Genomic DNA, 23,393 nt, shown 5'->3' with positions numbered 1-23,393 from the left:
AATATCAAAAAATTTTAGAGAAAAAATAATAATATCAAGCTGCAAAAGGTGATAAAAATGACTGATAAACTAAAACTTTTATCTATAGGCTTTATAACTGGTATGGTAAACGGTCTTTTAGGGGCAGGAGGAGGCATTTTAATAGTCCCGGCATTGGTATTTTTACTTGGTATAGAAGACCATAAGGCTCATGCTACGGCAATTTCAATTATACTTCCTATCACTCTAGTCAGTAGTTTAGTGTATTTACAAAATAAAATAATCGACATTCCTTTAACTATTAACATAGCTATTGGAAGTACAACAGGAGGGATAATTGGCGCATACTTTCTTAATAAACTTTCCATACCTTTATTACGAAAAATTTTTGGAATAATAATGCTAATCGCTTCCGTCAGGATGTGGATATCATGAAACTATTTCTAATAGGACTTTTTTCAGGAATTGTAGGAGGAATGGGAATTGGAGGAGGGACAATTCTCATTCCTGCCTTGACAATCTTTATTGGAACCGAACAACACATTGCTCAAAGCGTTAATCTTTTTTCTTTTATTCCTACAGCAATTATCGCATTAATATACCATTTTAAAAGTAAAAACATAAAGTATAAAATCATATTGCTTATAATAATAGGTGGAATGATAGGAAGTTTTGTTGGAGCTATTATAGCAGTAATTACAAAAGCCTTTATATTAAAAAAAATATTCGCTGTTTTTTTATTCTGTATGGGAATATACGAATTTTTCTCAAAACCTCGCAAATAATCGAGTAGGAGCTGAATAATTATTTTATTCAGCGTCCTCTCACACCACCGTACGTACCGTTCGGTATACGGCGGTTCATTAGGAATTGTGTACAATTAGATATCTTTGGGATAAACTCTTATAACCTATGCTTTCAAAGTATTTATTTGTAAGAGTCTTATTTAGGATTGGGCTATTGGATATTCTCCAGTAGCCTTTCCTTGTATTGGCGTATTCCCAGGCTTTTTGTTCTTCTACTCCTAGTTTTACTAAGTTATCATGCTTCGTTTTTATCTTCTTCCATTGTTTCCATATACATGCCCTTAGTCTTCGCCTTATCCATTCGTCAAGGGTTTTCATTATGCTTTTCGCGTCTGCTAATCCAAAATAGTTGACCCATCCTGTTGTTATTTGATTTAGTCTTTTTATTCTGTTTTCCATGCTTATTCCCTTGTTCCGATTGGTTATTTCTCTTACTTTTCCCTTAAACCTTTTGATGGATTTTTCATGGATTCTTATTCTTACTTCGTTTTCTTTTGTATAGAATGAAAATCCAAGAAATTTTCTTCTCCATGGTCTATCTACAGCACTTTTTGCTTCGTTGACTTTTAGTTTTAATTTGCTTTCTATGAATTTCTTTATGCTCTTCATTACTCTGTTTCCTGCAGACCTGCTTTTTACATATATGTTGCAGTCATCTGCATATCGGCAGAATTTATGCCCTCGTTTCTCAAGTTCTTTGTCTAGTTCGTCCAACATTATGTTTGCTAATAGGGGACTTAATGGCCCTCCTTGGGGTGTCCCTTCTTCTGTTGATACTTTGATTCCGTTTATCATTACTCCTGATTCTAGGTATCTTCGTATTAACTTTAGTACTCTTTTGTCCCCTATCCGCTTTTCTAGTTTGGACATTATTATGTCGTGGTTTACTCTGTCAAAGAATTTTTCTAAGTCCATATCTACAACCCATGTGTATCCTTCATTTATGTATGCTTCTGCGGCTTTTATTGCGTCTTTTGCACTGCGTCCTGGTCTGAATCCATAACTGCTATCTGAAAATGTATGGTTGTAGACTTTATTTAGTATTTGGGCTATTGCTTGTTGTATTAGTCTGTCTAGTACTGTAGGTATTCCTAGTAGTCTTACTCCTCCATCTGGTTTGGGAATTTCTACTCTTCGCACTGGTTGTGGTTTGTATTTCCCTTCCAGCAGTTGTTGTTTTATGGTTGACCAGTTTTCTTTGAGATACGGTAGAAGTTCATCTACTTCCATCCCATCGACTCCATGGCTTCCTTTATTTGCAACAACGCGCTTGTATGCTGCTTCCATGTTTCCTCGTTCTACTATCATTTCAAGCATCTTGCTGGTATATCTTTGTACTTCGTTTCTTCCATCTTCCGACGCCGATGATATACTATGCACTTCCGTTGTCTTTTGAAATTCCATTTCTCTATTCAACGGATAGCCTCTTTGTTGAGTTGTCTGCAATCTTCGCATATCTTTCGAGTCCATAAGATTTTCAAAACCTCCTAACGTTCGGCCCTTCCTTATCTATTCATGTCTAGATAAGTACTATGACCTCTGCTGACTTCTCAAGGTTCAGCCATACATCACTGCATGGGTTGTCACTTCAGATTTTACTTCCACGACTTATCCTTGAGACCTCCCCAGGTAAGAACGATAACTTTCATCTCATATATCTGCCAGATTTACTGTATGGGATTCGGGTAGTGTTGGACTTCGTTTTGTTACGCAAACTCATCCATCCCAATTCAGCCTCTTATCTGGTTCTTGTTCATCAGACCGAGATTTTGCCTTAAGCTTCCTTCAGATTCCACCTCACGATGGACACCCTTGCTCTTGGCTAGTGGTTCCCACTACCAAGCCCACAGCGGACTTTCACCGCCTAGTTATCGCCCATGCCGGGCGCACGTCAAATAAGAGGAGACTTCCCTCCTCTTATTTCCTTTTATCTGTTTCCAACATTACACATGTATTATAGATAACTTTTAAGCCAAGATTCTTAGCTTTTTCCACCAGTTCCTCACTTTCTGCCCCTGGTTGAAACCAAATAAATTCTATGCCTAATTTTGCTGCTTCTTCTACGTACTGTTCACCCCTATTAGGGGGAACTACCATATCTACAACTTCTGGTATTACAGGTAAGCTGGATAAAGAGTCATAGCAAGGATCTCCATCTACTTCTCGAAATTTGGGATTAACAGGATAAGCTGTATAGCCGTTCAATTTAAGAGTTCGGTAAATTTGATAACCATATTTACTCTCTCGAGGGAGTGCTCCTACTACAGCCCATATCTTTCTTTTCATAGCTTCTTCCACGTAATCTATGTAGGAATAATCCCACTCCATTCTTTTTTACCTCCTAATTCAATAGGGTTTTAATTAATGCACTCCTATTACTTTTCTCTCACCCTTTTATAAAAGATAAAGTTTATGTCCCATAATATTCATCGCCTTTTTTAAAAAGGTATACATCTTCCCCAATCTTTATATCACACTTTTTACCTGTTAAATCATTTATAAAAGTTTGAAATTCTAATAACTGGTCTTCTTCAATATGTAATACTATAGAAACTTTATCTGAATATATAGTATCCTTAATGTAATAACCTTTTTTTAAAAGCTCATTTTGAATTTTTCCCAGGAAAGTATAATCAAAAGTGAGTATAACACTTTTCGCAGGTATTTTTTCTATTATTCCAGCAGCATCAATACCCACTTTTGCCCCTTTTGTATAAGCTCTTACTAATCCTCCTGCTCCTAACAATATTCCGCCAAAATACCTTGTAACTACAACAGCAACGTTTTTTAATCCTTCTTTTTTAATTACATTTAATACTGGTATGCCTGCTGTTCCAGAAGGCTCTCCATCATCACTAAAACGCTGAATTTCGTCATTTTCTCCAATAACATAAGCATAAACGTTATGGGTTGCCATTCTGTGACTTGCCCTAATTTCCTCTATAAATTTTATCGCCTCTTCCTCTGAAGAAACTGGTTTAGCATGTCCGATAAATCTGGAACGCTTTATTTCGATTTCAGCAACTCCGTAAGAATATAGTGTTTTATAACTTTTAGCCAAAATAGCACCCCTTTTGTCATTATACCAAATTATAATCAAAAAATAAAGCCGTTGCCGGCTTTATGAGGCTTTATTAAAGCTTTTTCGCTTTACGCCAGAGCCTTCGTCAACGTCTTATATTTAAAATAAGAAACGTTTACAAGTGATTTGTCTTGACTATAGGTAATCATCTCCAAAGCCTTGTCTATAGGATAAAATCCTCCATCAACAAAACCATCTTCTTTACTAATATTAAATTCCTCATCGGCAGTAATCATGAGATACCAAGTGATTTTATTAAAGACAGGACGTTGACGGGTGACAGAATAGAATTCGTAGCTGGTTTCACCAGCAGTAGAAAGGACCTCAACAGATTTAAGACCTGTTTCAGCACAGACTCTCCTTATAGCCACATCAATAGGTAATTCATTATTTCTAATAACCCCTTTGGGTAACACCCACTCCCCCTTATCATTCTTGAGGATAAATACACTGTCTCCTTTGAATACAACTCCTCCAGCGCAATCTCTTATTAACATTTCCAAGCCCCCTAAAATTTTTATTTTTTCTCATAATATAATATTCTTTAAAAACTCTTAAATTCCTTCTTAAATTTTTAATTTTATTTTTATTTTTTCGCACATCTCCACAATTATACATCAAAACTTAATTTTTCTACCAAAAAATTAATTTACCAGTATAAAAATCTTTAAATTATAAAAAATATCTAATGTACAAAGCAAGGAAGGAGAGTTTTAAATGCATATAATTTATCACTGTTATGGCGGGACCCATACTTCTGTAATAGCAGCTTATATACATACTGGAAAACTGTCAATGGACAGAATTCCCTCTCGAGAAGAAATAGAAAGTATACCTTTGTTTGATAAACTAAATGGCCAAAATGACCCGGGACACATCGTTCCTATTGGCACTGATGAATATGGCAACAACGTGTATTCTATGGGAGTAAAAAATGCTAAAAAGTTAATTGAGCCAGCTCTTAAAGATTTATACTATCATATATTCAATACAAATGAAGGACTGCTTTTGATTGACACGACTGGTGCTACAAACTGGATTATGAAAATTGGAGGATTTACTTCTATTGCTTTAAAATTTCCTGTTATAGGAAGGCCTTTAGTAATTTATGGTACGCAAAAAGCTTATAAAAAAATTGTTCAAATAGTTAAAAACGTAAAGGCTCAAGAAAAAGCAGAATACAACGCTATTAAACGATGATAAAATCTTTAAGTCTTTCCTTTATTTCTTTTTGAACTTCGGCTTTTATGATTATCCCTTTCTCACTATAATTTTCTCCAATTATTTTTGTTTTTTCTTTTAAATAATTATATTCTTTAGTCTTATCATAAGGCAATAGAAAATTCACCACTTCCACATCTTTAAAAATTTCTCTTTCTATTGCTTGCAATAACTTATCAAATCCAATTTTATTTTTTGCAGAAATATAAACTTCTCTTTCATTTCCTTTAGGTACAACTTCCAAAAGGTCAATTTTATTAAAAACATTTATCTTAGGGGTATTAGTAGCTCCTAAATCTGAAAGAACCTTTTCTACAACCTTTATCTTTTCCTCCATATCTGGTGAAGTCACATCAATTATATGAAGCAATAAATCTGCATATTTAACCTCTTCTAACGTAGATTTAAAAGCTTCCACGAGGTCATGAGGCAACTTTCTAATAAAACCTACAGTATCAATCAAAATTACTTCTCTCCCTGCAGGCAAAACAAGTCTCCGCGCAGTAGGATCAAGTGTTGCAAATAATTTATCTTCAACGTATACTTCTGCATTAGTTAAAGCATTAAGCAGCGTGGATTTTCCTGCATTTGTATACCCTACTATAGCTATCACAGGAATACGGTTTTTCTTACGCCTTCCCCTTTGTAAACTTCTGTGCCTTTCTATTTCTTCTAACTTCTTTTCTATCGCTTTTATTCTATTCTTTATATGCCTTCTCTCTGTCTCTAATTTTGTTTCACCAGGACCCCTTGTACCTATTCCTCCACCTAATCTTGAAAGTTGTCCACCAAGACCTACGAGACGTGGCAGTCGATACTTCAATTGGGCTAATTCTACTTGTAACATTCCTTCTTTTGACTTTGCTCTTTTTGCAAATATATCAAGAATAAGATTTGTTCTATCAATAACTTTTACATTTAAAAAGTCTTCCATATTTTTAATTTGTGTACCAGTAAGTTCATCATTCACAATGACAAGGTCAACTTCTTGATTTTCAACAAAGAATTTTAATTCTTCCAGCTTGCCTTTACCAATATAGTGAGCTTTGTCAATTGTATTGCGCTTTTGTGTCATTAGTCCTACTACTTCAGCTCCAGCTGTTAAAGCAAGTTCTTTTAATTCTTCCATGCTTTCTTCATCTTCAGGTGTAGAAACAATTCCTACTAAAATAGCTCGTTCTATTTTTTTATCTCTGTTTAACTCTTCCATAACATCACCAACCTTGAAAAATGTGCTGTAAATATAAATATATCACAAATAAAGGAATTTATAAATAGTGAAATAGGTAAATTAACAGCACTTTTTATAAAAAGGGTATTGAAATTTTCATTAACCTGTGATAATATATCAAATGTAGCAACTCGCCGAAGTGGTGGAATTGGCAGACGCGCTGGACTCAAAATCCAGTGGGGCTCACACCCCGTGTGGGTTCGACTCCCACCTTCGGCACCAATTGAAAATGAAGGATTAACCTCCTCGAGCAAATCCGGTGTGGCTGAGGAGGTTATTTTTATTTTACAGTAAAGCTTCGCAATCTATTTAATGCAGCAGCTACTTCCTGAAGTCTTGGCAATGCCAAATTGCCTGGATGCTTACCATAAAAAGAAGATACCACGTCCAGCCCTTTTTCGTATATATCTTTATATACCTTTTCTAATATTTCCTTTATACTGCTTTTTTCATCTACATATTTACTAGCAATATAGCGTATTATCTCCCCTATTGCATTTGTTTGACTTTTATCCACTAATTGTTCCACATAATCCAATTCGATTTCTTGGTATCCAAATCTAATAGTATCCTCATCTTTTGACTTTATCTTTTTGCCTTTTATTTCAAGCCCTTTTTTAAGAGGAATTCTTGGTTTTATAACTATAGGTTCATTATTTTCCTCAACTTCCCTATTTGTTTTAAATTCTTTTGCAATTTTCTTTGCCTCTTGTGTGACATCGTAGGGTCTGTAGTTGTGCATTTTAATTACGCAATTTGCAACATCAAAATAATCCCCACTGCCACCCATAACTAAAATCGTAGAAATGCCATTATCTTTATATAACTGTTTTACTCTATCAATAAAAGGAGTTATAGGTTCTTCATTTTTTGCAATCAGTTTTTGCATCCTCGCATCCCTTATCATAAAATTAGAAGCTGAAGTATCTTCGTCCAAAAGCAGTAAGCTAGTGCCTATTTCTATCGCCTCAATAATATTTGCTGCTTGAGAAGTACTGCCACTGGCATTTTCGGTAGTAAACCTTGTGGTATCTACGTTATTTGGCAAATTATTTATAAAAGGACTTATGTCTACTTTTTCTATCCTTCTGCCATCCTCTGCTCTTATTTTTGCTGCATCAGCTACAGTTATAACAAACTCTCTGCCATCACCTGGTATGTGATTGTATACCCCTTTTTGAACAGCTTGTAACAAGGTAGACTTGCCGTGATAACCGCCACCCACAATAAGCGTAACTCCTTCGGGTATTCCCATCCCCGTTATCTCTCCTCGATTTGGAAGTTGAAACTTAACCCTCAAGCTATTCGGCGACTCAAAAGGTACTACATTACCGCCTTTTAAAGGTCTATCACTTATGCCGCTTTCTCTAGGAAGAATCGCACCATCAGCCACAAAAGCCACAAGCCCTCTCTCTTTTAGTTGACTTCTAAGGTAATCTTGGTCTTCCACTGTCTCAACCCATAGCCATATCTCTTGTACGTTGAGGCTCTTTTTTAAAAGACTTTTCTCTACAATTTGAGGTAAAAATTCAAGAAATATTCTTTGGGCACCACTGCCATTTATTCGTCTACCAAAAGCAGGAAGTCCTATGCTCAATCTTGCTTCTACATAATCTTTGTTAACTACCATTGCACTTCTTTTAATTATTTGTTGACCACCTTTGTCTATGTAAATATCACCACTATGTCCTGTACCTTTTAAAGAAGGCAAACTTTTTATAACTTCAAAAACTGACCTTGTCAAAAAATCTTCTAAAGCAACTTGCCTTGAAGGATTGTTATACATGGAAAACTCAAAATCAGCCATATTTTGGGGCACTTTAACCCTTATCCTTGAAGGAGGTGCAAAAGGGTCTCCCTGAACATGGTCAATATACAGTATAAATTTTTCAAACTCATATTCTCCTTCAAGGTCTTTGTAAGCTTTATACCCCTTTCCATCTATTTTATCAAGCTTTTTCTTAAGGTATTCTTTTGTCATCTACAAACACTCCTTTGTTATAATTTCCATACACTTTTTATATTCTAATTTCAATTTTTATTAAAAATACATTCCTTTTACAAATTCATTTTGAAAATCTTCATGAGTTGATAGTTCTATATAGCTTATTTTACTTTGTAGATGTATAGCTCTTTCCAATTCTTTATCAGAAAGCAATGCCATTATCGCACCAACTCCAGCACTATTGCCTACTTGAAGGATTTTGCCTTGAAGTTCCTTTGGTAAAAGCCCAATTGCTATTGCACTCGCAGGAAGAATATAATTTCCAAATCCTCCTGCCAAAAAAACTTTTTTTATTTCATTTACATAAATGCCCATTTTTTTTATCATGATGTTAATGCCAGCAAGTATGGCACCTTTTGCCAGCTGTATTTGCCTTATATCTTTTTGCGTCACATATATTCCATTTTCTATTAAAAATGCCGGTTCATCTTTGTAAAGAGTTATCCTTTCTGCAATATCAACAGGTACATTTTTAACTTCTTCTTTAGACAAAAATCTGCCAGTAATATCAACAATGCCGTACTTCAAAAGTTCAGAAATAATATCTACAATACCGGAGCCACATATTCCTTTAGCTTTTTTATTCCCTATTGTAGTATAAAAAGGTCTTTTACTAAAATCTACATGGTCTATAGCTCCTTCTACGCCATTTATTCCAAAAGTTATTCCTGCTCCTTCAAAAGCAGGGCCTGCTGCTGCCGAAGAAGCAATAAGGTTATCTTTATTCCCCAATACCATTTCGCCGTTGGTTCCTATGTCTACAAGCAAACATAGTTCGTCAGATTGGTCAATTTTGTTTGCCAAAACCGCTGCTACAGTATCTGCTCCTACATAAGAAGATATAAGCGGTAATGTTATTACGTATCCTTCCTTGTTTATGTTTATGCCAATTTCTTTTGCTTTTACTTCTATCTTTGACGTAAAAGTCGGCACATACGGAGATACTGCTATATTCTTGGAAGATACATTTAAAAGAAAATGTATCATTGTAGGATTACCTACTGCCACAATTTCATATATATCGCTTTTGTCTATAGAATTTTTTACACAAAACTCTTCTACAATCTCATTTATTTTATTTATTAGAGCTGAATGCAACTGATATAATCCTTGAGAATTAGAAATACTATAAGTTATTCTCGTTATAACATCAGCTCCAAAAGTTCTCTGCGGATTTAAACATGAATACACATCTACTTCCTTACCTTCATCTAAGTCATACAAATAAGCAGCAATAGTAGTAGTTCCTATATCTAATGCTATACCATAGTTGTATTGTTTTGAAGCAGCTTTTTTAATAGAAATTATTTCATTTTTTCTAATAGTAATATTTACCTTATAATCATTTTCTTCTAAAACTTCAGGAAGATTACTTAAAAGCCCTAAAGGAATTTCTATTTCTCCACCCACAGCTTCTTTAATTCTTTTAACATAGTCTCCTTGGTCGTTTAAAGTTGGTCTTCTAATATCTACTGTAGAAGTTTTTATGCGAGGGTGTGACTCAATACTTAACAAATCATTTTCTTTCGTCAATATCTTTGCTTTTTGCTCTTCAGAAAGTACTTTGACCTCTAAATCCCTATCTATCTCAACAAAACACGCAAGCCGAACATTGTTTTTTATTTCTTTATCTGTCAAAAAGTATTTTTCATCATCAGAGATATCAAGTTTCTCATTTAATATAACTTTACATTGACCACAAATCCGACTACCACCACAAAAATTGTTAAGTTTTATTCCATTTCTTACAAGAATATGAAACAAATTTTCTCCTTCATTTGCTTCAATAACTTTTGTATTACTACTAAAACGTACAGTCACTTTATATTTAGATTCACCAGGAACGTTTCTATAAATACAATCTTTGGCTTCACAATCGTCACAGACTGATTCTTTTACAGGTCTTTTGACATTTTCCCCTACTCCACATACAAAAGACACTGTTTTTTGGGGTGTTATGATAAAACTCTGATTAATATTTACACCGATTTTTGAACTGTCCACAAGTTTACAAATCACAGCCTGATTTTTTATGTCCCACTTATTTCCTGGATAAAAAATATCTGTAACTTCTTTACCATACTTTTTCGCGTTTTCTCTTACCTCTTCCCAAAAATTATTCGTCAATATTTCAAGGAACACGCCTGCAATAACATCTAAAATCATTCCTTTTGTGTAATTACTTTCTGAAAAATAATCATTTACCTTTTTATCTATTCTATCTCCCAGTGTAATGATTGCTAAAATTATATATTCCGCTTCTTTCAAATTTTTTACTATATAATCCCCAAACAAATAATCTCCAGTTTTAAAGATTATTTTATTTTCTCTCTCATCAATATGAAAATTATCACATACTTGGTGAATCATTTTGTAATCTATTAAGCTCTGTACTTCGCCAGTTGCTTCCTTAATTAAATATTGATCCACATCAAAATTCATGTTTTTTAATTTTTCTAATGACAAGTCTTTTACTTTCTGCACAACATCTTTACTAAACATTTCCACACCTCATTAAATCCCATATTGTCATATCGTTTTGTTTATTATTATAAATTTCTATAGTAAAAATCGCAAATAAAAATTTATATAGAAAACCCTTACTTATCACAAAATGCAATTGACATTTAAGGGCTTTTCTCATACTATATAGTATAGTGTAATTAAAAATAGATTAGCAGTTTAAAATTTCTCTCAAAAATTTTTTTAAATTAAAGCAAACTTATTATTGAAATTTACAACAATATGTCTTATAATGAATTGAAATTATTTTTAAGGAGCAGCGATGCTCTGCAAAGCCTATACCTTTGAATTACTTATTATCAAGGTTTTAGGCTTTTATTCTGAGCCAAAACTTATGAAAGAAGGTGTTAGATGCGTTGAAAAAGTTAGATCAAACCCAAACTCCTTTATTTGATGCCTTAATGGAATATGTAAATAACAATACTATCCCTTTTCACGTGCCAGGCCATAAAAAAGGTGTGGGAATGGCAAAAAAGTTCTTAGACTTTGTTGGCAAAAATGTATTGTCAATGGATGTAACAGTGTTTCAGCAAGTAGACAGCTTGCACAAACCTACTGGACCAATTAAGTATGCCCAAGAATTAGCAGCAGAAGCTTTTGGTGCCGACGCTACCTTTTTCTCTATACACGGAACATCTGGTGCAATTCAAGCAATGATTTTAAGTGTAATGGGAGAAGAAGAAAAAATTATCGTTCCTCGAAATATTCATAAATCTGTAACGTCAGGAATTATATTAAGTGGTGCTATACCTGTTTATATGCAACCAGAAATTGATAAAAATATCGGTGTTGCATTAAATGTCACCCCAGAAACAGTGGAAAGAGCGTTAAGAGATCATCCCGATGCGAAAGCTGTTTTAATAATAAACCCGACTTATTACGGAGTTTCTACGGATATAGTAAAAATTGCTGAAATTGTTCATGATTATGGCGCTATACTCATGGTGGATGAAGCTCACGGACCACACCTTAAATTTAACGAAAAATTGCCTATTTCAGCGATGGAAGCAGGAGCCGATATCTGTGCACAGAGCACCCATAAGATTATTGGCTCAATGACGCAGAGCTCGATGCTTCACGTTAAAGGCGATAGAATTGATATTAATAGAGTAAAACAAGTAATGAGTTTACTCCAGACAACAAGTCCTTCATATATATTGTTGGCTTCCTTAGATGTTGCAAGAATGCAAATTGCTACAGAAGGAAGAGAATTATTAGATAAAACAATAGAATTAGCAGAGTACGCTCGAAGAGAGATAAACAATATAAAAGGACTCTACTGTTTTGGTGAAGAAATTGTTGGCCGAGATGGTGCCTATGACTTTGACCCCACAAAAGTTACAATAACAGCTAAAGGCCTTGGAATAAGCGGCCATCAGTTAGAGAGAATATTGGCAGAAAGATATTATATACAACCTGAACTATCAGATATGTATAATGTTTTATGTGTATTTTCTATTGGTGATACAAAGGAAAAAGTCGATTATCTCTTAAGGGCTTTAAGAGAAATAAGCGATGAATTATACAATGAAAATATTGAAATAGCGAAACCTATAGATATACCAGAAATACCAGAACAAGTAGTATCACCAAGATATGCTTTTGGCTCCTCCACTGTTGCACTACCTCTAAGAGAAAGTGTAGGGCAAATAAGTGCCGAGTTTTTGATGGCTTATCCTCCAGGTATTCCAGTGCTTTGCCCAGGGGAAAGAATAACATTAGAAATTATAGAATATGTAGATAAAATGAAAGAAGCTAACTTAAGCATACAAGGCACCGAAGACCCGGAAGTAAATTATATAAAAGTAGTAAATGACCGGCAAGTTTTAAACGTGATAGCATAATGTTTTACTAAAAAAGGAGTATCTCTAACAAAAGATACTCCTTTTTAATACCTATTTCAAATATTTTAACAATTTTTCAACTAAATGCTCTTTTGGCATAAAGCCAATCACCTTATCTACCATTTTGCCTTCTACAAAAACTCCCATCGTAGGAATGCTCATAATTCGATACTTAGAAGCAATTACAGGATTTTCATCCACATCCAGTTTTGCCACTTTCATCTTATCAGCGTATTCTTCCGCAAACTCCTCTAACACTGGTGCCATCATTAAACAGGGTCTACACCATTTAGCCCAAAAATCTACTAAAACAGGTTTATCAGAATTGTATACTTCCTCTGCAAAAGTCTCATCTGTGACATTTACTGGTTTCATTTGTGTATATCCTCCTTCTACTTGCTTTTGTACATTTTCATTTATTGAGAAATTGATTTATAATACTCTTCAATTTCGTCATATGTCATAGCCCCATTGCTAATTGCCCTTATGACCCCGTTTTTATCTATAAAATAAGACATAGGTATAAATTGAACCTGATAATCGTAAATAGTACTTAAGTCAGTATCCAGTAGCACAGTAAATTCATATCCTTTCCCTTCTAAATACTGCTTTACTTTTGATGGGCCTTCACCCAAGTCTATCGCAAGTAAAACCGTATCATCTTTATGGCCTTTTATAAACTGATTTAAAGCTGGCATTTCAATTTTGCAATAAGGACAAGTTGTTGCCCAAAAGTTTAGTATAACTTTTTTTCCTCTTAAGCTCGACAAGGTCACAGTATTGCCATCTAAATCTTTTAGCGTAAAATCTGGTGCTACATCTCCTACTTGATTCCCTATCTTAGGCTCACTTTGCTCAGTTTTATTTGCATTTGCATTTGAACTTGTACTTTGATCTTCATTATTGCTAGGAATATTATTTTCTGCCACTTGAGAAGGGGAAGGTTGAGCACTTTTTGTGTAATTATTTAAAACGAAAATAAGTGCCCCTATAACTATCACAGCAATTATAGTAAAAATTAGACTTTTATTTTTCACACTAACCACCTCTTAATAAAAATATCCACTTATCTTGATTAGCATGTTAAAATATAAAAGAACTCCAAATATTATGAGAATAACCCCACTTATTACCTCAATATAAGGCAATATTTTGTTAATCCTTTTATACATACTTTTAAACTTGTCAATCAATAAGGCTGTAACTATAAAAGGTATGCCAAGCCCCATAGAATATGCAAAAAGCAATATCACGCCTACACTTAAAGTACTGACCGACCCAGCATACAACAATATCGAAGCGAGAATTGGACCTACACAAGGTGTCCATCCTGCTGCAAAAGTTATACCCAATACTAATGACCCTATATAACCGGTCTGTACCTTTTCCATATTTATTAATTTGACTTCTTTATTTAAAAATAGTGGTCTAAAAATCCCAGTCATTTGAAGTCCAAAAAGCACAATTATTATCCCACTTACTTTTCTAAAAATGTCTTTATAGGCTAAAAAAAACTTCCCTAGTTGGCTTGCAGTCGCCCCCATTAAAACAAACACTATGCTAAATCCCAAAACAAAAAGAAGCAAATTTATTAAATTATTCTTTTTATTTCCAAAAATATATGACACATAAGCGGGAATTAAAGGCAAAACACAGGGTGATAAAAAAGAAACAATTCCTGCTAAAAATGCAGTATAAATTGGCACATCTACACCTCCCTCCCCTATAGGGTATAACTATTAAATATTATATTACAATTTCACCCACAGTACAACAAGGTACAAATATAATTACTTTTAGCTTTGTTTTCTAGCATCTATAACCATTTTCACCTTTCCAGTTATCTTATCAATCTGAAGCGTGCCTGTAAAATGTACCTCGTATTTTACATTTCTAAGCTTCTTTTTACTCAAAAACTGGTCAAGTTGTCTCTTGATTTCTTCTTCAACATCTTCACCGGCATTAGGTAGTTTGATACAGTTCAATATAAGGCTTTCATCACTTGTCTGAACAAACTGGTATTCTTTTATTCCTTCAACATCAAGGTCATCAATAAAAAGAGGATGAAGAAAGTCCTTATCACCATTTTCATTTTTAAACCACATTATCTCTTCTTCTCTTCCTATTACTCTTTTAATATGAGTATAAGGTAAAGGACCTTTATATTCTCTATCAAATCCTTCTACCACATCATTCAGTCGATAACGGATAAGAGGGAAAATTCTGTTATACAATGGAGTTATGATTAACCTGCCAAACTCATCAACTTCCACATAATTCATATCATCCATGAGATACATACCTTCATACCAGTTAGTTCCCATACCTAAAAATATTGATTCTGTACAACCATAATAATCTATTACGTCAGCATCAAAAACAGAGCTTAAATAACTGGAGACTTCTTTACTTAAAGGCTCTCCTCCTGTAATTATTTTCTTAGGCTTTATATTTACCTCGCCTCTTTGTTGCATATCAGCCAATATTTTTATGCAGGAAGGATAACCAGCCAAATAATTAGGATTGAAATTTTTAATTTTATCTTTCCAAGTATCAATAGGGTCTGCAGCATTTAATACCATACTTTTAGCTCGATATTTTTTAATTCCATTCATAGCAAGTACAGTAGAAGCATAACCGCTGCCTACAGAAGCTACGTACAATACCTTTATAGGGAAATCACTCCATCCAATTTCCTTTTTCCCGCCTATGCTTATCCGAACCATATTGGCTTCTATCATATCCAAAGCATCTATATCATACAGAAAATTACAAGGCTTACCTGTGCTGCCGGAAGTATGAACAAGGATATATTTTCCTATCCTCACCATTAATTCACTATTTTCCATTGCCTTTTCTATCTCTTTGGGAGAGATAGAATCAGTAACTATATCAATAAAATTATTTCTAACCATTTCTTTATCTATCATAGGCAATTCTTCAATAGGAACAGCGTCCAAATCTTTATATTCTATTCCTGCGCTTTTATAGAGAGTTTTATAAAAATTGCTGGAAGTATAGGCGTGTTTTATCATTTCTCTCATACGCTTACTGCTATATTCCATTATTTTTTCACGAGGCCATTCATTATGGTTATATAATTTAAATCCCTTCATCATCACCTTTATCATAGCTTACCTCTCCTTTAAAGTAGCACTTTTTATAATCTATTTTTCCCTGACAATTATATTATATCTCAATTGCAAAATCTTGCTAAATAAAAAAATAGGCTTCCGCCTATTAAACAATTATTTCTATTTCTTTTAAATCTTCATCGGGTATAAGTGAAGCAGCCTCTTTATCAATTATTATAGTTACATCAGGATGTAAAGCTAAAACAGTAGCAGGCACTTTAGTAGTCAATTGTCCTTTTATAGTTTCTTTTATTGCCTCTGCTTTATTTTTTCCAGAAGCCAAAAGGACAATTTTCTTTGCTTTCATGATACTTCCAAGTCCCATAGTAATCGCCTTTCTTGGTACTTCCTCTGCGCTTTTAAAAAATCTCTTATTAGCATTTATTGTATCTTCTGTCAAAGTAACTACATGAGTTTTAGTCTCTATGCTCTCCTCCGGCTCATTAAATCCTATATGTCCATTGACACCAATACCTAATATTTGCAAGTCAATCCCACCTGCTTTTTCTATTTCTTCATCATATTTTCTACACTCTTCTTCTAAATCCTCCGCTATGCCATTTGGAATATGAACATTTTCTTTTTTAATGTTAATGTGATTGAAAAAATTGTGGAACATAAAATAATGATAGCTTTGAGGATGGTCTGGAGATAAACCAATGTATTCGTCTAAATTAAAAGTAATGACATTAGAAAAATCTATTTCACCTTTTTTATACATCTCAATTAAATGTTTATACATCCCCAGAGGCGTAGAACCTGTAGCAAGCCCTAAAACCGTATTAGGTTTTTCTTTGATTTGCTTTTTCACAATTTCTGCTGCCTTTTTACTCATTTCGTCATAATTTACAGTTATAATTACTTTCATCTTATGGCCTCCTTATAGTAAAATTAAATTATTTGTATTTAAAAGCACATCGGCTACCGCTCCAATAGCAGAAGCATCTTCACCAAGTTGAGCTACTTTAATGTCAAAATCAAAAGGCACAATCCTTTTCACTTTCTCCTTTAACTCCTGGCGTATATCAATTTCATAGTTTAGGATGTCTCCTCCAATTATTATTGCTTCTGGGTTTAAAATACTTACAATATTGGCAATACCCATGCTTAAATTTTTAATAAATTGAGATACAGCTTGTACACAAGCAGGATTTTGTTTTTTATATTCTTTTACTACACCCTCCATAGTTTTTACATAAGACAAACTTTTAGAAACTGATTCAACTAAAGAAGACAAAGAAGCCTTTCTTTCAAAAGAACCATAATCCTCGTAAGAATAAACTCTTTCAAAAGCATCCTCTCCTATGGCCATGTACCCTACTTCCCCTGCAGCGTAACTATTGCCTCGTAATAAAGTACCATTTACATATATTCCCGAGCCTATACCATTTCCTATGTTTATAAGCACAAAATTCTCTATTTCACGGCAACAACCAATCCATCTCTCTCCTAATGCAGCATAATTTACACTATTGTCTAGGTAGATATTATAATTAAAAATTTCACTCAACCTTTTCTTTAAATCAAAATTACTCCATCTCAATCCTGGTGCATCAACAATTCCTTTTTGTATATCTGTGATTCCTGGAAGACCAATACCAATTCCTATTATATTTTTATCTTCCTCAGTAAGTTCTTTTATCCCTTTCACAATTCCATTAAAAGCCTGTTCTTTAATGCCAGTTTCCCATTTTATCTTTTTTAAAATTTTCCCCTCTAAATTAGTCAAAATTCCTATCGAATTTGTAGATTCAACGCTTATCCCTATAACAAATCTAGCATCAGGATTAAAAGAAAGCTGTATAGGCTTTCTCCCTACTGTACCTTTTTCTCCGTAACCATTTTCTATTACCAAACCTTCTTCAATCAACTCATCTACAATGGCAGAAATAGTAGATTTGCTCATTTTTAAAACTTTAGAAACCTCTATTCTCGATATGGGTTGCATCTTTTTAATAACATCTAAAACATTGGCTTTATTGATATTTTTAATTAACCCTGAAGTGCCTTTAGTATAGTCTTTCAATATCTCGCCTCCATTAGTTCATTATCTGAACTAATTATCTAAAAAAATTAGTTCGATATCCGAACATTTCCTTGTAATTATTATACCATAATAATTTGAAAAATGTAAATAATAAATTTTGAGACTACAAATATACAAGGAAGGTGCCTTATAATGAATAAAAAAATGAAATGCATTGCAATAATTATTTTAATACTTTTTGTAGCCTTTGCTGGATTAGAATTAAAAACTTATAATTATGAAAGCAAAACTCCTGTTAAAAAACTTTATCCAGCTCTTCAAATTTATCAAAAAGTATTAGTTTTTGCACCTCACCCTGACGATGAAACATTGGCTTCAGCTGGCCTTATTCAAGACACTATAAGATATGGTGGTGAGGTAAAAGTTGTAATAATGACTAATGGAGATTCCTTTAAAAGGGCAATTATTGAAAATTATGACCTTCCTTTCCCCACACCTCATGATTTTTTGCATCTTGGATACGATAGACAAAAAGAGACTCTTTCCGCTTTAAAATACTTAGGAGTAAAAGAGAAAAATATTATTTTTTTAGGATATCCTGATAAAGGTTTAGCTCCTCTTTGGTGGAAATATTGGAATGTACCTTATAAAAGCTTTGGTACTAAGACAACAATAAGCCCCTATGATAATTCATACACTCTGAAAGTAGAATACAAAGGAGAAAACATAATAAAAGATTTAACAAAAATTATAAAAGAATATGACCCTACGCTTATTGTATATCCTCATCCAAATGAGCTTCATCCCGACCATTGGGCAACAAATAGTTTTGTAAAATATGCTCTATATTTGCTGGAAAAAGAAAATATACCGCAATTTTTATACATAGTTCATCGCACAGACTGGCCACTCCCTTTTGGAAAACACCCTCAATTAAATCTAAATCCTCCTCAAAATCTTTTGAAGACAGGAACAGAGTGGCATCTATACCCTCTTGCAAAAACCGATATTGACAAAAAGGGAGAAGCAATAATGATGTATAAAACTCAGATAAAAGTGATGAAAGACTTTTTATTGGCTTTTGACAGAAAAACAGAGCTGTATGGATTTTATGAAGACGGTATATTGAAAAAATACAATAAAAGCCGTAAATTTGATGATTATAAAGTGATAATAGATCCAGAATATGATAATTTTAGAGATTATGAAAATGGAAGTGTTGATATAACAGGAGTATATGCATACATGCAAAACAATAATTTACACGTAGCTATAAAATGTAGACAACCTGCAAAGCCACTTTATGAATACAACTTATATGGTATACTATTTAAAGGTCATAAAGAAATTACAAGAATAAATGTAAAAGTTACAAATGGAAAATTAGTCAATAGAAAAGGAGATGTCAATATAAAAAATAGAATAGTTCATATCACTATTCCTATAAATATAGACTTTGATGCAATATATTTATCTGCTACCACTACTTCTAATGAATATCTTATTGACAAAACAGCGTGGAGACTTTTGAAAAAAGAAAAATAATCAATATCCTATTAACTTGTAGCCATTTACTAAAATTTTATTTGCAGAACTCATTTTGTAAATTACATCAATTTTTTCTTTTGAAATTGGTTTCACCAATAAAGCTACATTGCCTTCATTTAAAATATTTCCAGACTCCACCATCATATTGTCTTTTATTTTTACATTCTCCAATATAGCGTTTATTCCAATGTAACAATTATCACCAATGTAAGAGTTAAATATTATAGTTTTTATATTGATATTACAGCAATTCCCAATATAGCATTCTCCCTTTATTATTGCTCCATTGGAAATAATAGCATTTTTCCCTATTTCAATTTTTGAAGCCCCTATTGTATTTATATTGACTCCATCATAAATACTTGCACCATCATTAATAACAATTTTACCCACTTTGTAATTTTCATCAACTTCATCTGCTCTAATGACAACATTAGGTCCTATGTAGACATTTTCTCCTACTACAATATTGCCAATTAAAATCGCTGTGTTATCTATGTAAGCTGTATGAGCAATTTGAGGAAAATTCCCAAATATATCTTCCCTAATCATAATTTCCACCTCATATAACCTAACATTTATAGCAGGTTATAATACTTGTTTACATTATATCACAAAAAAAGTAAATATACAACGAAAAAATGAAATTAAAAGTTTAGAAAATTTTATAAAATAAAAATGCCCTAAAAGCTTCATTTAAAAGCTTTTAAGGCTTGTTGTAAAAGATACAATCATGTCTTTTCCCCTTATTCTTCTACAAAATACCTTCCTTCACGGATAGCGAGAATTATCTTTATAATTTTGTCTGTCAATAATTCGAAAATTTTTTCACCTTTTTCTTTTGTTGCAAGAGTAGCATCTCCAGACATGGCATTTTCATAAAGTACTTTTCCTCTGTCTTTAAAGTAAACCCTATAAAGAGGTTTTTTTAAATTTTTTGTTGCTTTATCCATTTGAACAAGTCTTTCATCGTAATATAAAATGGCAGATGTTTCATCTTCTCCTGCATGGCCTTGACCTTGTGTAATAGTAAGTATTTCCTTTGTAAAGTCCAGCCACCAATTTATTGTTAAAACTACCATTCCAAGCTGGACTAGCTTTTCACTAGCAAGATTGAGAGCATTTATATTCCCTCCATGTCCGTTTAAAAATATAAGCTTTTTAAGTCCATTTTCATATAAGCTTTTGCCAACTGCGTATACGTATTCTGCCAGTATTTGTGAGGGCACATGAATTGTGCCAGGGTAGACAGATAAGTCGTAACTTTGCCCATATGGTATTTCAGGTGCAATCCACACATAATCGCCAATTTTTCTTTCAATCATTTCACAAAAAAGTCTAGGCGAAAAAATATCAGTTCCCAAAGGAAGGTGATGTCCATGAGCCTCAACAGAACCTACAGGAATTATAACTATATCTGATTTTTGCAAGTTTTTTTGAAAGTCATCAGAAGCATAGTTTATTAAATACATGTAACTTCTCTCCCTATTTTGATTATTACAAATTAAGGATATCATAATTCAAATCAAATTTAAATATACCTACATACTACAATTATTTTTCTTCAAGTCGTTTTTTTCTTTCAAGATATTCCTCTTCGCTTATTTCCCCTCTTGCATATCTTTCTTTTAAAATTTCTATCGCATCCTTCTCTTTGTTTCTATTTTTTGTGCCTCGAAATAATGATATAATAAAGTATATTGCAGCAACTATTAAACCTATCTCTATTGCCATCCAGACAATGCTCCAAATAAATCCACCTATACCATATCCCCAACCCCAGCCATACATCATTCTCATCATAATATTTTCCCTCCTTTCTTCCTTTCAAAAATAATTATACACCGCCATTATGAAAAACTTATGAACCAGTTTTTATAGGGGAATTTTAACAGTAAACTTACTCCCTTTATTTATCTCGCTTTCCACGTTTATTTTGCCTCCATGGGCTAGTACTATGGCTTTTGCAATCGAAAGCCCTATTCCACTTCCACCTGTTTCACGATTTCTTGATTTTTCTCCTCTGTAAAACCTTTCAAAAATAAAAGGAATATCATCTTTTGATATACCCATTCCATTATCTTCTACAATAAATACTGCATAATCGCCATCTTTATAAAAGTCTATTTTTATTTTGCCACCTACAGGAGTATATTTATTTGAATTTGATATTAGGTTAACGAAGACCTGTGCTATTCTGTCCTTATCACCAAACAACATAATGTTATCTTCTATGTTCTTTACAACTTCTTGTTCTTTTTCAGCAAAAGATGCTTCAAAATTTGTTAAAATGTTCTTTACTAATTCGCTTACGTCAAATTTGATTTTATTAAGCTTTAACATGTCAGATTCAAATTTATTCAATGTTTCAAGGTCTTTTACAATGTTTATAAGTCTTAAGACTTCTTCATTTAAACTTTTCAGTCTTTCATGCGTCGGCTCCCAAACCCCATCAAGCATTGCTTCAATATGACTCTGCAATGTTGTCAATGGTGTTCTAAGCTCATGTGCAATGTCAGAGGTCATTTGTTTTCTTAGTATTTCTTGATTTTTTAAAGATTCTCCAAGGTGGTTTATTGCCGCTGTGAGCTTAAATAGCTCTTCTTCTTTAGGTATATCATATACCTTTGCAGTAAAATCACCTTTTTCAAGCTTTTTAGCAACTTCCGTAATATTAACTAACGGTCTTGTAATATAATTTGACACATAAATACTTATAATCAATGCTATAAAAATAGCTATCACCGTTGCTATAACATTATATCTGCTAATGTCATATAAAAACTTAAAATCCAAGTCACTCATCATCATCGGCCCATAATAAATTATATCCACATATCCCACTGTTTTTTCATCCACAATGATGGGAAGAGTTTTTTCAGAAATATTTTTCTTATTCCATTTTCCCATCATATTCATCATATATGACATTGGAGAAAAATCCCATATAATCTTACCATCTTTATCTCTAAGTCTTAATCCATATCCTTCCATCATAGCTGCATGACCAATTTCCCGCCCTGTCGTACTTTTCCAGCCTCCCTCAGATTTATACACTGCAGCAAGAGTGTTAGCTATATTGCTAAATTCTTTATCTGTTGACTTTGTAACATAATTTCCAAAGCTATTTATTATTAAGATGTTTGTTGTAATACTTACAATAACAATCGATATAAGAGCTATTGAGATAAATACAATAGCCGTCCTTGTTCTTAAATTATTTCTAAACATTTCCATCACCAAATTTATATCCAACACCATACACCGTTTTAATATACACTGGATTTTTCGTATCGTCTTCAATTTTTTGTCTTAAATTTTTAATATGTGCATCAATCGTCCTGTCATAGCCTTCATAGTCAAATCCCATAACTTTTTCAATTAATTCTTCTCTTGTAAAGACCCTATTTGGATTTCGAATTAAAAACTTTAAAATTTTAAATTCGTTTGGAGTGAGATTTACAACTACTCCTTTTTTCTTCACCGTGTGTGCTTTAAAATCGACCACAAGGTCATCATTATTAAAAGACATTACTTCAGCAAGAGGCACATCATCAGTTGTTCTTCTTAATATTGCTTTTACTCTCATAACCAATTCACGTGGGCTGAATGGTTTTGTAATATAGTCATCAGCACCTATAGAAAATCCATTAATTTTATCACTTTCTTGAACTTTTGCTGTAAGCATCAATATCGGAACATTGGAAAACTGCCGTAACCTTTTACACAGTTCCTCTCCTGAAATACCTGGCAACATGAGATCCAATATAACAAGGTCTGGTTTTTCTTTTTTGAATGTATCTAAAACGTTATTGCCATTAGTTTCAGTAATAACACTAAATCCCTCATGCTCAAGGTATGACTTTACAACTTCAAGTATTTTTATTTCGTCATCAACTACAAATATTTTCTTATTCATCTTCCATCCACCCTTTATTATTTTGCAACAAAATTATGAATAACTTATGAAAATAGCTTGATAAACTTCTTTTAATATATTATACATCACAGTTCGCAAAAATCTAATCGCCTA

The 23,393-nt window shown here is 33.1% G+C and carries 23 protein-coding genes and 1 tRNA gene; 6 read left to right on the top strand and 18 right to left on the bottom strand.

From position 1 onward, the window contains the following. Positions 1-57 precede the first annotated feature (57 nt). Positions 58-414, top strand: coding sequence for a sulfite exporter TauE/SafE family protein (locus tag THYS13_RS01730; protein ID WP_042832878.1), 357 nt, complete (start codon positions 58-60; stop codon positions 412-414). Then, entirely contained in the window at positions 411-764 is a 354-nt protein-coding gene (locus THYS13_RS01725) for a sulfite exporter TauE/SafE family protein (protein WP_042832877.1), read from the top strand. Before THYS13_RS01730 ends, THYS13_RS01725 begins: the two co-directional genes overlap by 4 nt. A gap of 78 nt (positions 765-842) precedes the next feature. Here the strand turns inward: THYS13_RS01725 and ltrA are convergent, their stop codons facing one another. From ltrA to THYS13_RS01705, 4 genes are all read right to left on the bottom strand, one after another. After that, the gene (ltrA, locus tag THYS13_RS01720) at positions 843-2,255 is read right to left on the bottom strand and encodes a group II intron reverse transcriptase/maturase (RefSeq protein WP_042832609.1); all 1,413 of its coding nucleotides are present in this window, start codon (positions 2,253-2,255) and stop codon (positions 843-845) included. Between the two features lie 447 nt (positions 2,256-2,702). After that, positions 2,703-3,113 carry a CoA-binding protein gene (locus THYS13_RS01715; protein ID WP_042832876.1) on the bottom strand — a complete coding sequence of 137 codons (411 nt, stop codon included), beginning with the start codon at positions 3,111-3,113 and terminating at the stop codon, positions 2,703-2,705. A gap of 82 nt (positions 3,114-3,195) precedes the next feature. Beyond that, positions 3,196-3,846, bottom strand: a complete 651-nt coding sequence (locus tag THYS13_RS01710; protein ID WP_042832875.1) for a YigZ family protein — start codon at positions 3,844-3,846, stop codon at positions 3,196-3,198. Between the two features lie 89 nt (positions 3,847-3,935). Beyond that, on the bottom strand, positions 3,936-4,364 hold the full coding sequence (locus tag THYS13_RS01705; protein WP_003869745.1) for an NUDIX hydrolase: 429 nt from the start codon (positions 4,362-4,364) through the stop codon (positions 3,936-3,938). Between the two features lie 220 nt (positions 4,365-4,584). Between THYS13_RS01705 and THYS13_RS01700 the strand changes: the two genes are divergently transcribed. After that, positions 4,585-5,067: a DUF3189 family protein gene (locus tag THYS13_RS01700; RefSeq protein ID WP_042832874.1), complete on the top strand. Its 483-nt coding sequence runs from the start codon at positions 4,585-4,587 to the stop codon at positions 5,065-5,067. On the opposite strand, the gene hflX is transcribed toward THYS13_RS01700, so the two are convergent. Beyond that, positions 5,057-6,298: a GTPase HflX gene (hflX, locus tag THYS13_RS01695; RefSeq protein WP_042832873.1), complete on the bottom strand. Its 1,242-nt coding sequence runs from the start codon at positions 6,296-6,298 to the stop codon at positions 5,057-5,059. The genes THYS13_RS01700 and hflX overlap by 11 nt on opposite strands. A 154-nt stretch (positions 6,299-6,452) precedes the next feature. Between hflX and THYS13_RS01690 the strand changes: the two genes are divergently transcribed. Beyond that, positions 6,453-6,541 (top strand) — tRNA-Leu (locus THYS13_RS01690). A 58-nt stretch (positions 6,542-6,599) separates the two neighbouring features. Here THYS13_RS01690 and THYS13_RS01685 read toward each other — a convergent pair. Both THYS13_RS01685 and THYS13_RS01680 read right to left on the bottom strand, forming a co-directional pair. Further along, a complete protein-coding gene (locus THYS13_RS01685) occupies positions 6,600-8,300 on the bottom strand; it encodes an ABC-ATPase domain-containing protein (protein ID WP_042832872.1) in 1,701 nt (566 codons plus the stop codon). A gap of 60 nt (positions 8,301-8,360) precedes the next feature. After that, complete coding sequence (locus THYS13_RS01680) at positions 8,361-10,826, bottom strand: ASKHA domain-containing protein (protein WP_042832871.1); 2,466 nt, start codon at positions 10,824-10,826, stop codon at positions 8,361-8,363. Positions 10,827-11,203: 377 nt separating this feature from the next. Here THYS13_RS01680 and THYS13_RS01675 point away from each other — a divergent pair, with 377 nt between their 5' ends. After that, positions 11,204-12,691: an aminotransferase class I/II-fold pyridoxal phosphate-dependent enzyme gene (locus THYS13_RS01675; protein WP_042832870.1), complete on the top strand. Its 1,488-nt coding sequence runs from the start codon at positions 11,204-11,206 to the stop codon at positions 12,689-12,691. A 51-nt stretch (positions 12,692-12,742) separates the two neighbouring features. Here THYS13_RS01675 and trxA read toward each other — a convergent pair whose 3' ends face one another. The 6 genes from trxA to THYS13_RS01645 form a co-directional block, all read right to left on the bottom strand. Then, positions 12,743-13,066: a thioredoxin gene (trxA, locus tag THYS13_RS01670; protein ID WP_042832869.1), complete on the bottom strand. Its 324-nt coding sequence runs from the start codon at positions 13,064-13,066 to the stop codon at positions 12,743-12,745. A 41-nt stretch (positions 13,067-13,107) separates the two neighbouring features. Beyond that, positions 13,108-13,728, bottom strand: coding sequence for a TlpA disulfide reductase family protein (locus tag THYS13_RS01665; RefSeq protein ID WP_042832868.1), 621 nt, complete (start codon positions 13,726-13,728; stop codon positions 13,108-13,110). A 12-nt stretch (positions 13,729-13,740) separates the two neighbouring features. After that, on the bottom strand, positions 13,741-14,397 hold the full coding sequence (locus tag THYS13_RS01660; protein WP_042832867.1) for a cytochrome c biogenesis CcdA family protein: 657 nt from the start codon (positions 14,395-14,397) through the stop codon (positions 13,741-13,743). 90 nt (positions 14,398-14,487) lie between these two features. Next, a complete protein-coding gene (locus THYS13_RS01655) occupies positions 14,488-15,822 on the bottom strand; it encodes a phenylacetate--CoA ligase family protein (protein WP_042832866.1) in 1,335 nt (444 codons plus the stop codon). A 109-nt stretch (positions 15,823-15,931) separates the two neighbouring features. Further along, the gene (gene nagB / locus THYS13_RS01650) at positions 15,932-16,693 is read right to left on the bottom strand and encodes a glucosamine-6-phosphate deaminase (protein WP_042832865.1); all 762 of its coding nucleotides are present in this window, start codon (positions 16,691-16,693) and stop codon (positions 15,932-15,934) included. A gap of 12 nt (positions 16,694-16,705) precedes the next feature. Then, positions 16,706-17,851, bottom strand: coding sequence for an ROK family transcriptional regulator (locus THYS13_RS01645; RefSeq protein WP_042832864.1), 1,146 nt, complete (start codon positions 17,849-17,851; stop codon positions 16,706-16,708). Between the two features lie 153 nt (positions 17,852-18,004). Between THYS13_RS01645 and THYS13_RS01640 the strand changes: the two genes are divergently transcribed. Next, positions 18,005-19,357, top strand: coding sequence for a PIG-L deacetylase family protein (locus tag THYS13_RS01640; protein WP_042832863.1), 1,353 nt, complete (start codon positions 18,005-18,007; stop codon positions 19,355-19,357). On the opposite strand, the gene THYS13_RS01635 is transcribed toward THYS13_RS01640, so the two are convergent. The 5 genes from THYS13_RS01635 to THYS13_RS01615 all read right to left on the bottom strand — a co-directional run bounded on the left by THYS13_RS01635 (position 19,358) and on the right by THYS13_RS01615 (position 23,279). Beyond that, positions 19,358-19,912 carry a carbonic anhydrase gene (locus THYS13_RS01635; RefSeq protein WP_042832862.1) on the bottom strand — a complete coding sequence of 185 codons (555 nt, stop codon included), beginning with the start codon at positions 19,910-19,912 and terminating at the stop codon, positions 19,358-19,360. It lies immediately after the preceding gene. A 194-nt stretch (positions 19,913-20,106) separates the two neighbouring features. Continuing rightward, entirely contained in the window at positions 20,107-20,832 is a 726-nt protein-coding gene (locus tag THYS13_RS01630; protein WP_042832861.1) for a creatininase family protein, read from the bottom strand. 82 nt (positions 20,833-20,914) lie between these two features. Next, on the bottom strand, positions 20,915-21,163 hold the full coding sequence (locus THYS13_RS01625) for an SHOCT domain-containing protein (protein ID WP_042832860.1): 249 nt from the start codon (positions 21,161-21,163) through the stop codon (positions 20,915-20,917). Positions 21,164-21,235: 72 nt separating this feature from the next. Continuing rightward, on the bottom strand, positions 21,236-22,621 hold the full coding sequence (locus THYS13_RS01620; RefSeq protein ID WP_201035643.1) for an ATP-binding protein: 1,386 nt from the start codon (positions 22,619-22,621) through the stop codon (positions 21,236-21,238). Then, entirely contained in the window at positions 22,584-23,279 is a 696-nt protein-coding gene (locus THYS13_RS01615; RefSeq protein WP_042832859.1) for a response regulator transcription factor, read from the bottom strand. The genes THYS13_RS01620 and THYS13_RS01615 overlap by 38 nt, the downstream gene beginning before the upstream one ends. Positions 23,280-23,393: the final 114 nt, after the last annotated feature.

The organism is Thermoanaerobacter sp. YS13, from assembly GCF_000806225.2.
Classification (GTDB): Bacteria; Bacillota; Thermoanaerobacteria; order Thermoanaerobacterales; family Thermoanaerobacteraceae; genus Thermoanaerobacter; species Thermoanaerobacter uzonensis.
Note: the sequence above shows the minus strand (reverse complement) of the source record. Positions and strands in the feature narration are given on the sequence as shown.

Excerpts from the sequence above, each read along its gene's own strand:
- THYS13_RS01730 (WP_042832878.1), top strand. The coding sequence starts at position 58 with ATGACTGATAAACTAAAACTTTTATCTATAGGCTTTATAACTGGTATG.
- THYS13_RS01725 (WP_042832877.1), top strand. The coding sequence starts at position 411 with ATGAAACTATTTCTAATAGGACTTTTTTCAGGAATTGTAGGAGGAATG.
- ltrA (WP_042832609.1), bottom strand. The coding sequence starts at position 2,255 with ATGGACTCGAAAGATATGCGAAGATTGCAGACAACTCAACAAAGAGGC.
- THYS13_RS01715 (WP_042832876.1), bottom strand. The coding sequence starts at position 3,113 with ATGGAGTGGGATTATTCCTACATAGATTACGTGGAAGAAGCTATGAAA.
- THYS13_RS01705 (WP_003869745.1), bottom strand. The coding sequence starts at position 4,364 with ATGTTAATAAGAGATTGCGCTGGAGGAGTTGTATTCAAAGGAGACAGT.
- THYS13_RS01700 (WP_042832874.1), top strand. The coding sequence starts at position 4,585 with ATGCATATAATTTATCACTGTTATGGCGGGACCCATACTTCTGTAATA.
- hflX (WP_042832873.1), bottom strand. The coding sequence starts at position 6,298 with ATGGAAGAGTTAAACAGAGATAAAAAAATAGAACGAGCTATTTTAGTA.
- THYS13_RS01685 (WP_042832872.1), bottom strand. The coding sequence starts at position 8,300 with ATGACAAAAGAATACCTTAAGAAAAAGCTTGATAAAATAGATGGAAAG.
- THYS13_RS01680 (WP_042832871.1), bottom strand. The coding sequence starts at position 10,826 with ATGTTTAGTAAAGATGTTGTGCAGAAAGTAAAAGACTTGTCATTAGAA.
- trxA (WP_042832869.1), bottom strand. The coding sequence starts at position 13,066 with ATGAAACCAGTAAATGTCACAGATGAGACTTTTGCAGAGGAAGTATAC.
- THYS13_RS01655 (WP_042832866.1), bottom strand. The coding sequence starts at position 15,822 with ATGATAAAGGTGATGATGAAGGGATTTAAATTATATAACCATAATGAA.
- nagB (WP_042832865.1), bottom strand. The coding sequence starts at position 16,693 with ATGAAAGTAATTATAACTGTAAATTATGACGAAATGAGTAAAAAGGCA.
- THYS13_RS01640 (WP_042832863.1), top strand. The coding sequence starts at position 18,005 with ATGAATAAAAAAATGAAATGCATTGCAATAATTATTTTAATACTTTTT.
- THYS13_RS01635 (WP_042832862.1), bottom strand. The coding sequence starts at position 19,912 with ATGATTAGGGAAGATATATTTGGGAATTTTCCTCAAATTGCTCATACA.
- THYS13_RS01630 (WP_042832861.1), bottom strand. The coding sequence starts at position 20,832 with ATGTATTTAATAAACTATGCTTCTGATGACTTTCAAAAAAACTTGCAA.
- THYS13_RS01625 (WP_042832860.1), bottom strand. The coding sequence starts at position 21,163 with ATGATGAGAATGATGTATGGCTGGGGTTGGGGATATGGTATAGGTGGA.
- THYS13_RS01620 (WP_201035643.1), bottom strand. The coding sequence starts at position 22,621 with ATGGTGTTGGATATAAATTTGGTGATGGAAATGTTTAGAAATAATTTA.
- THYS13_RS01615 (WP_042832859.1), bottom strand. The coding sequence starts at position 23,279 with ATGAATAAGAAAATATTTGTAGTTGATGACGAAATAAAAATACTTGAA.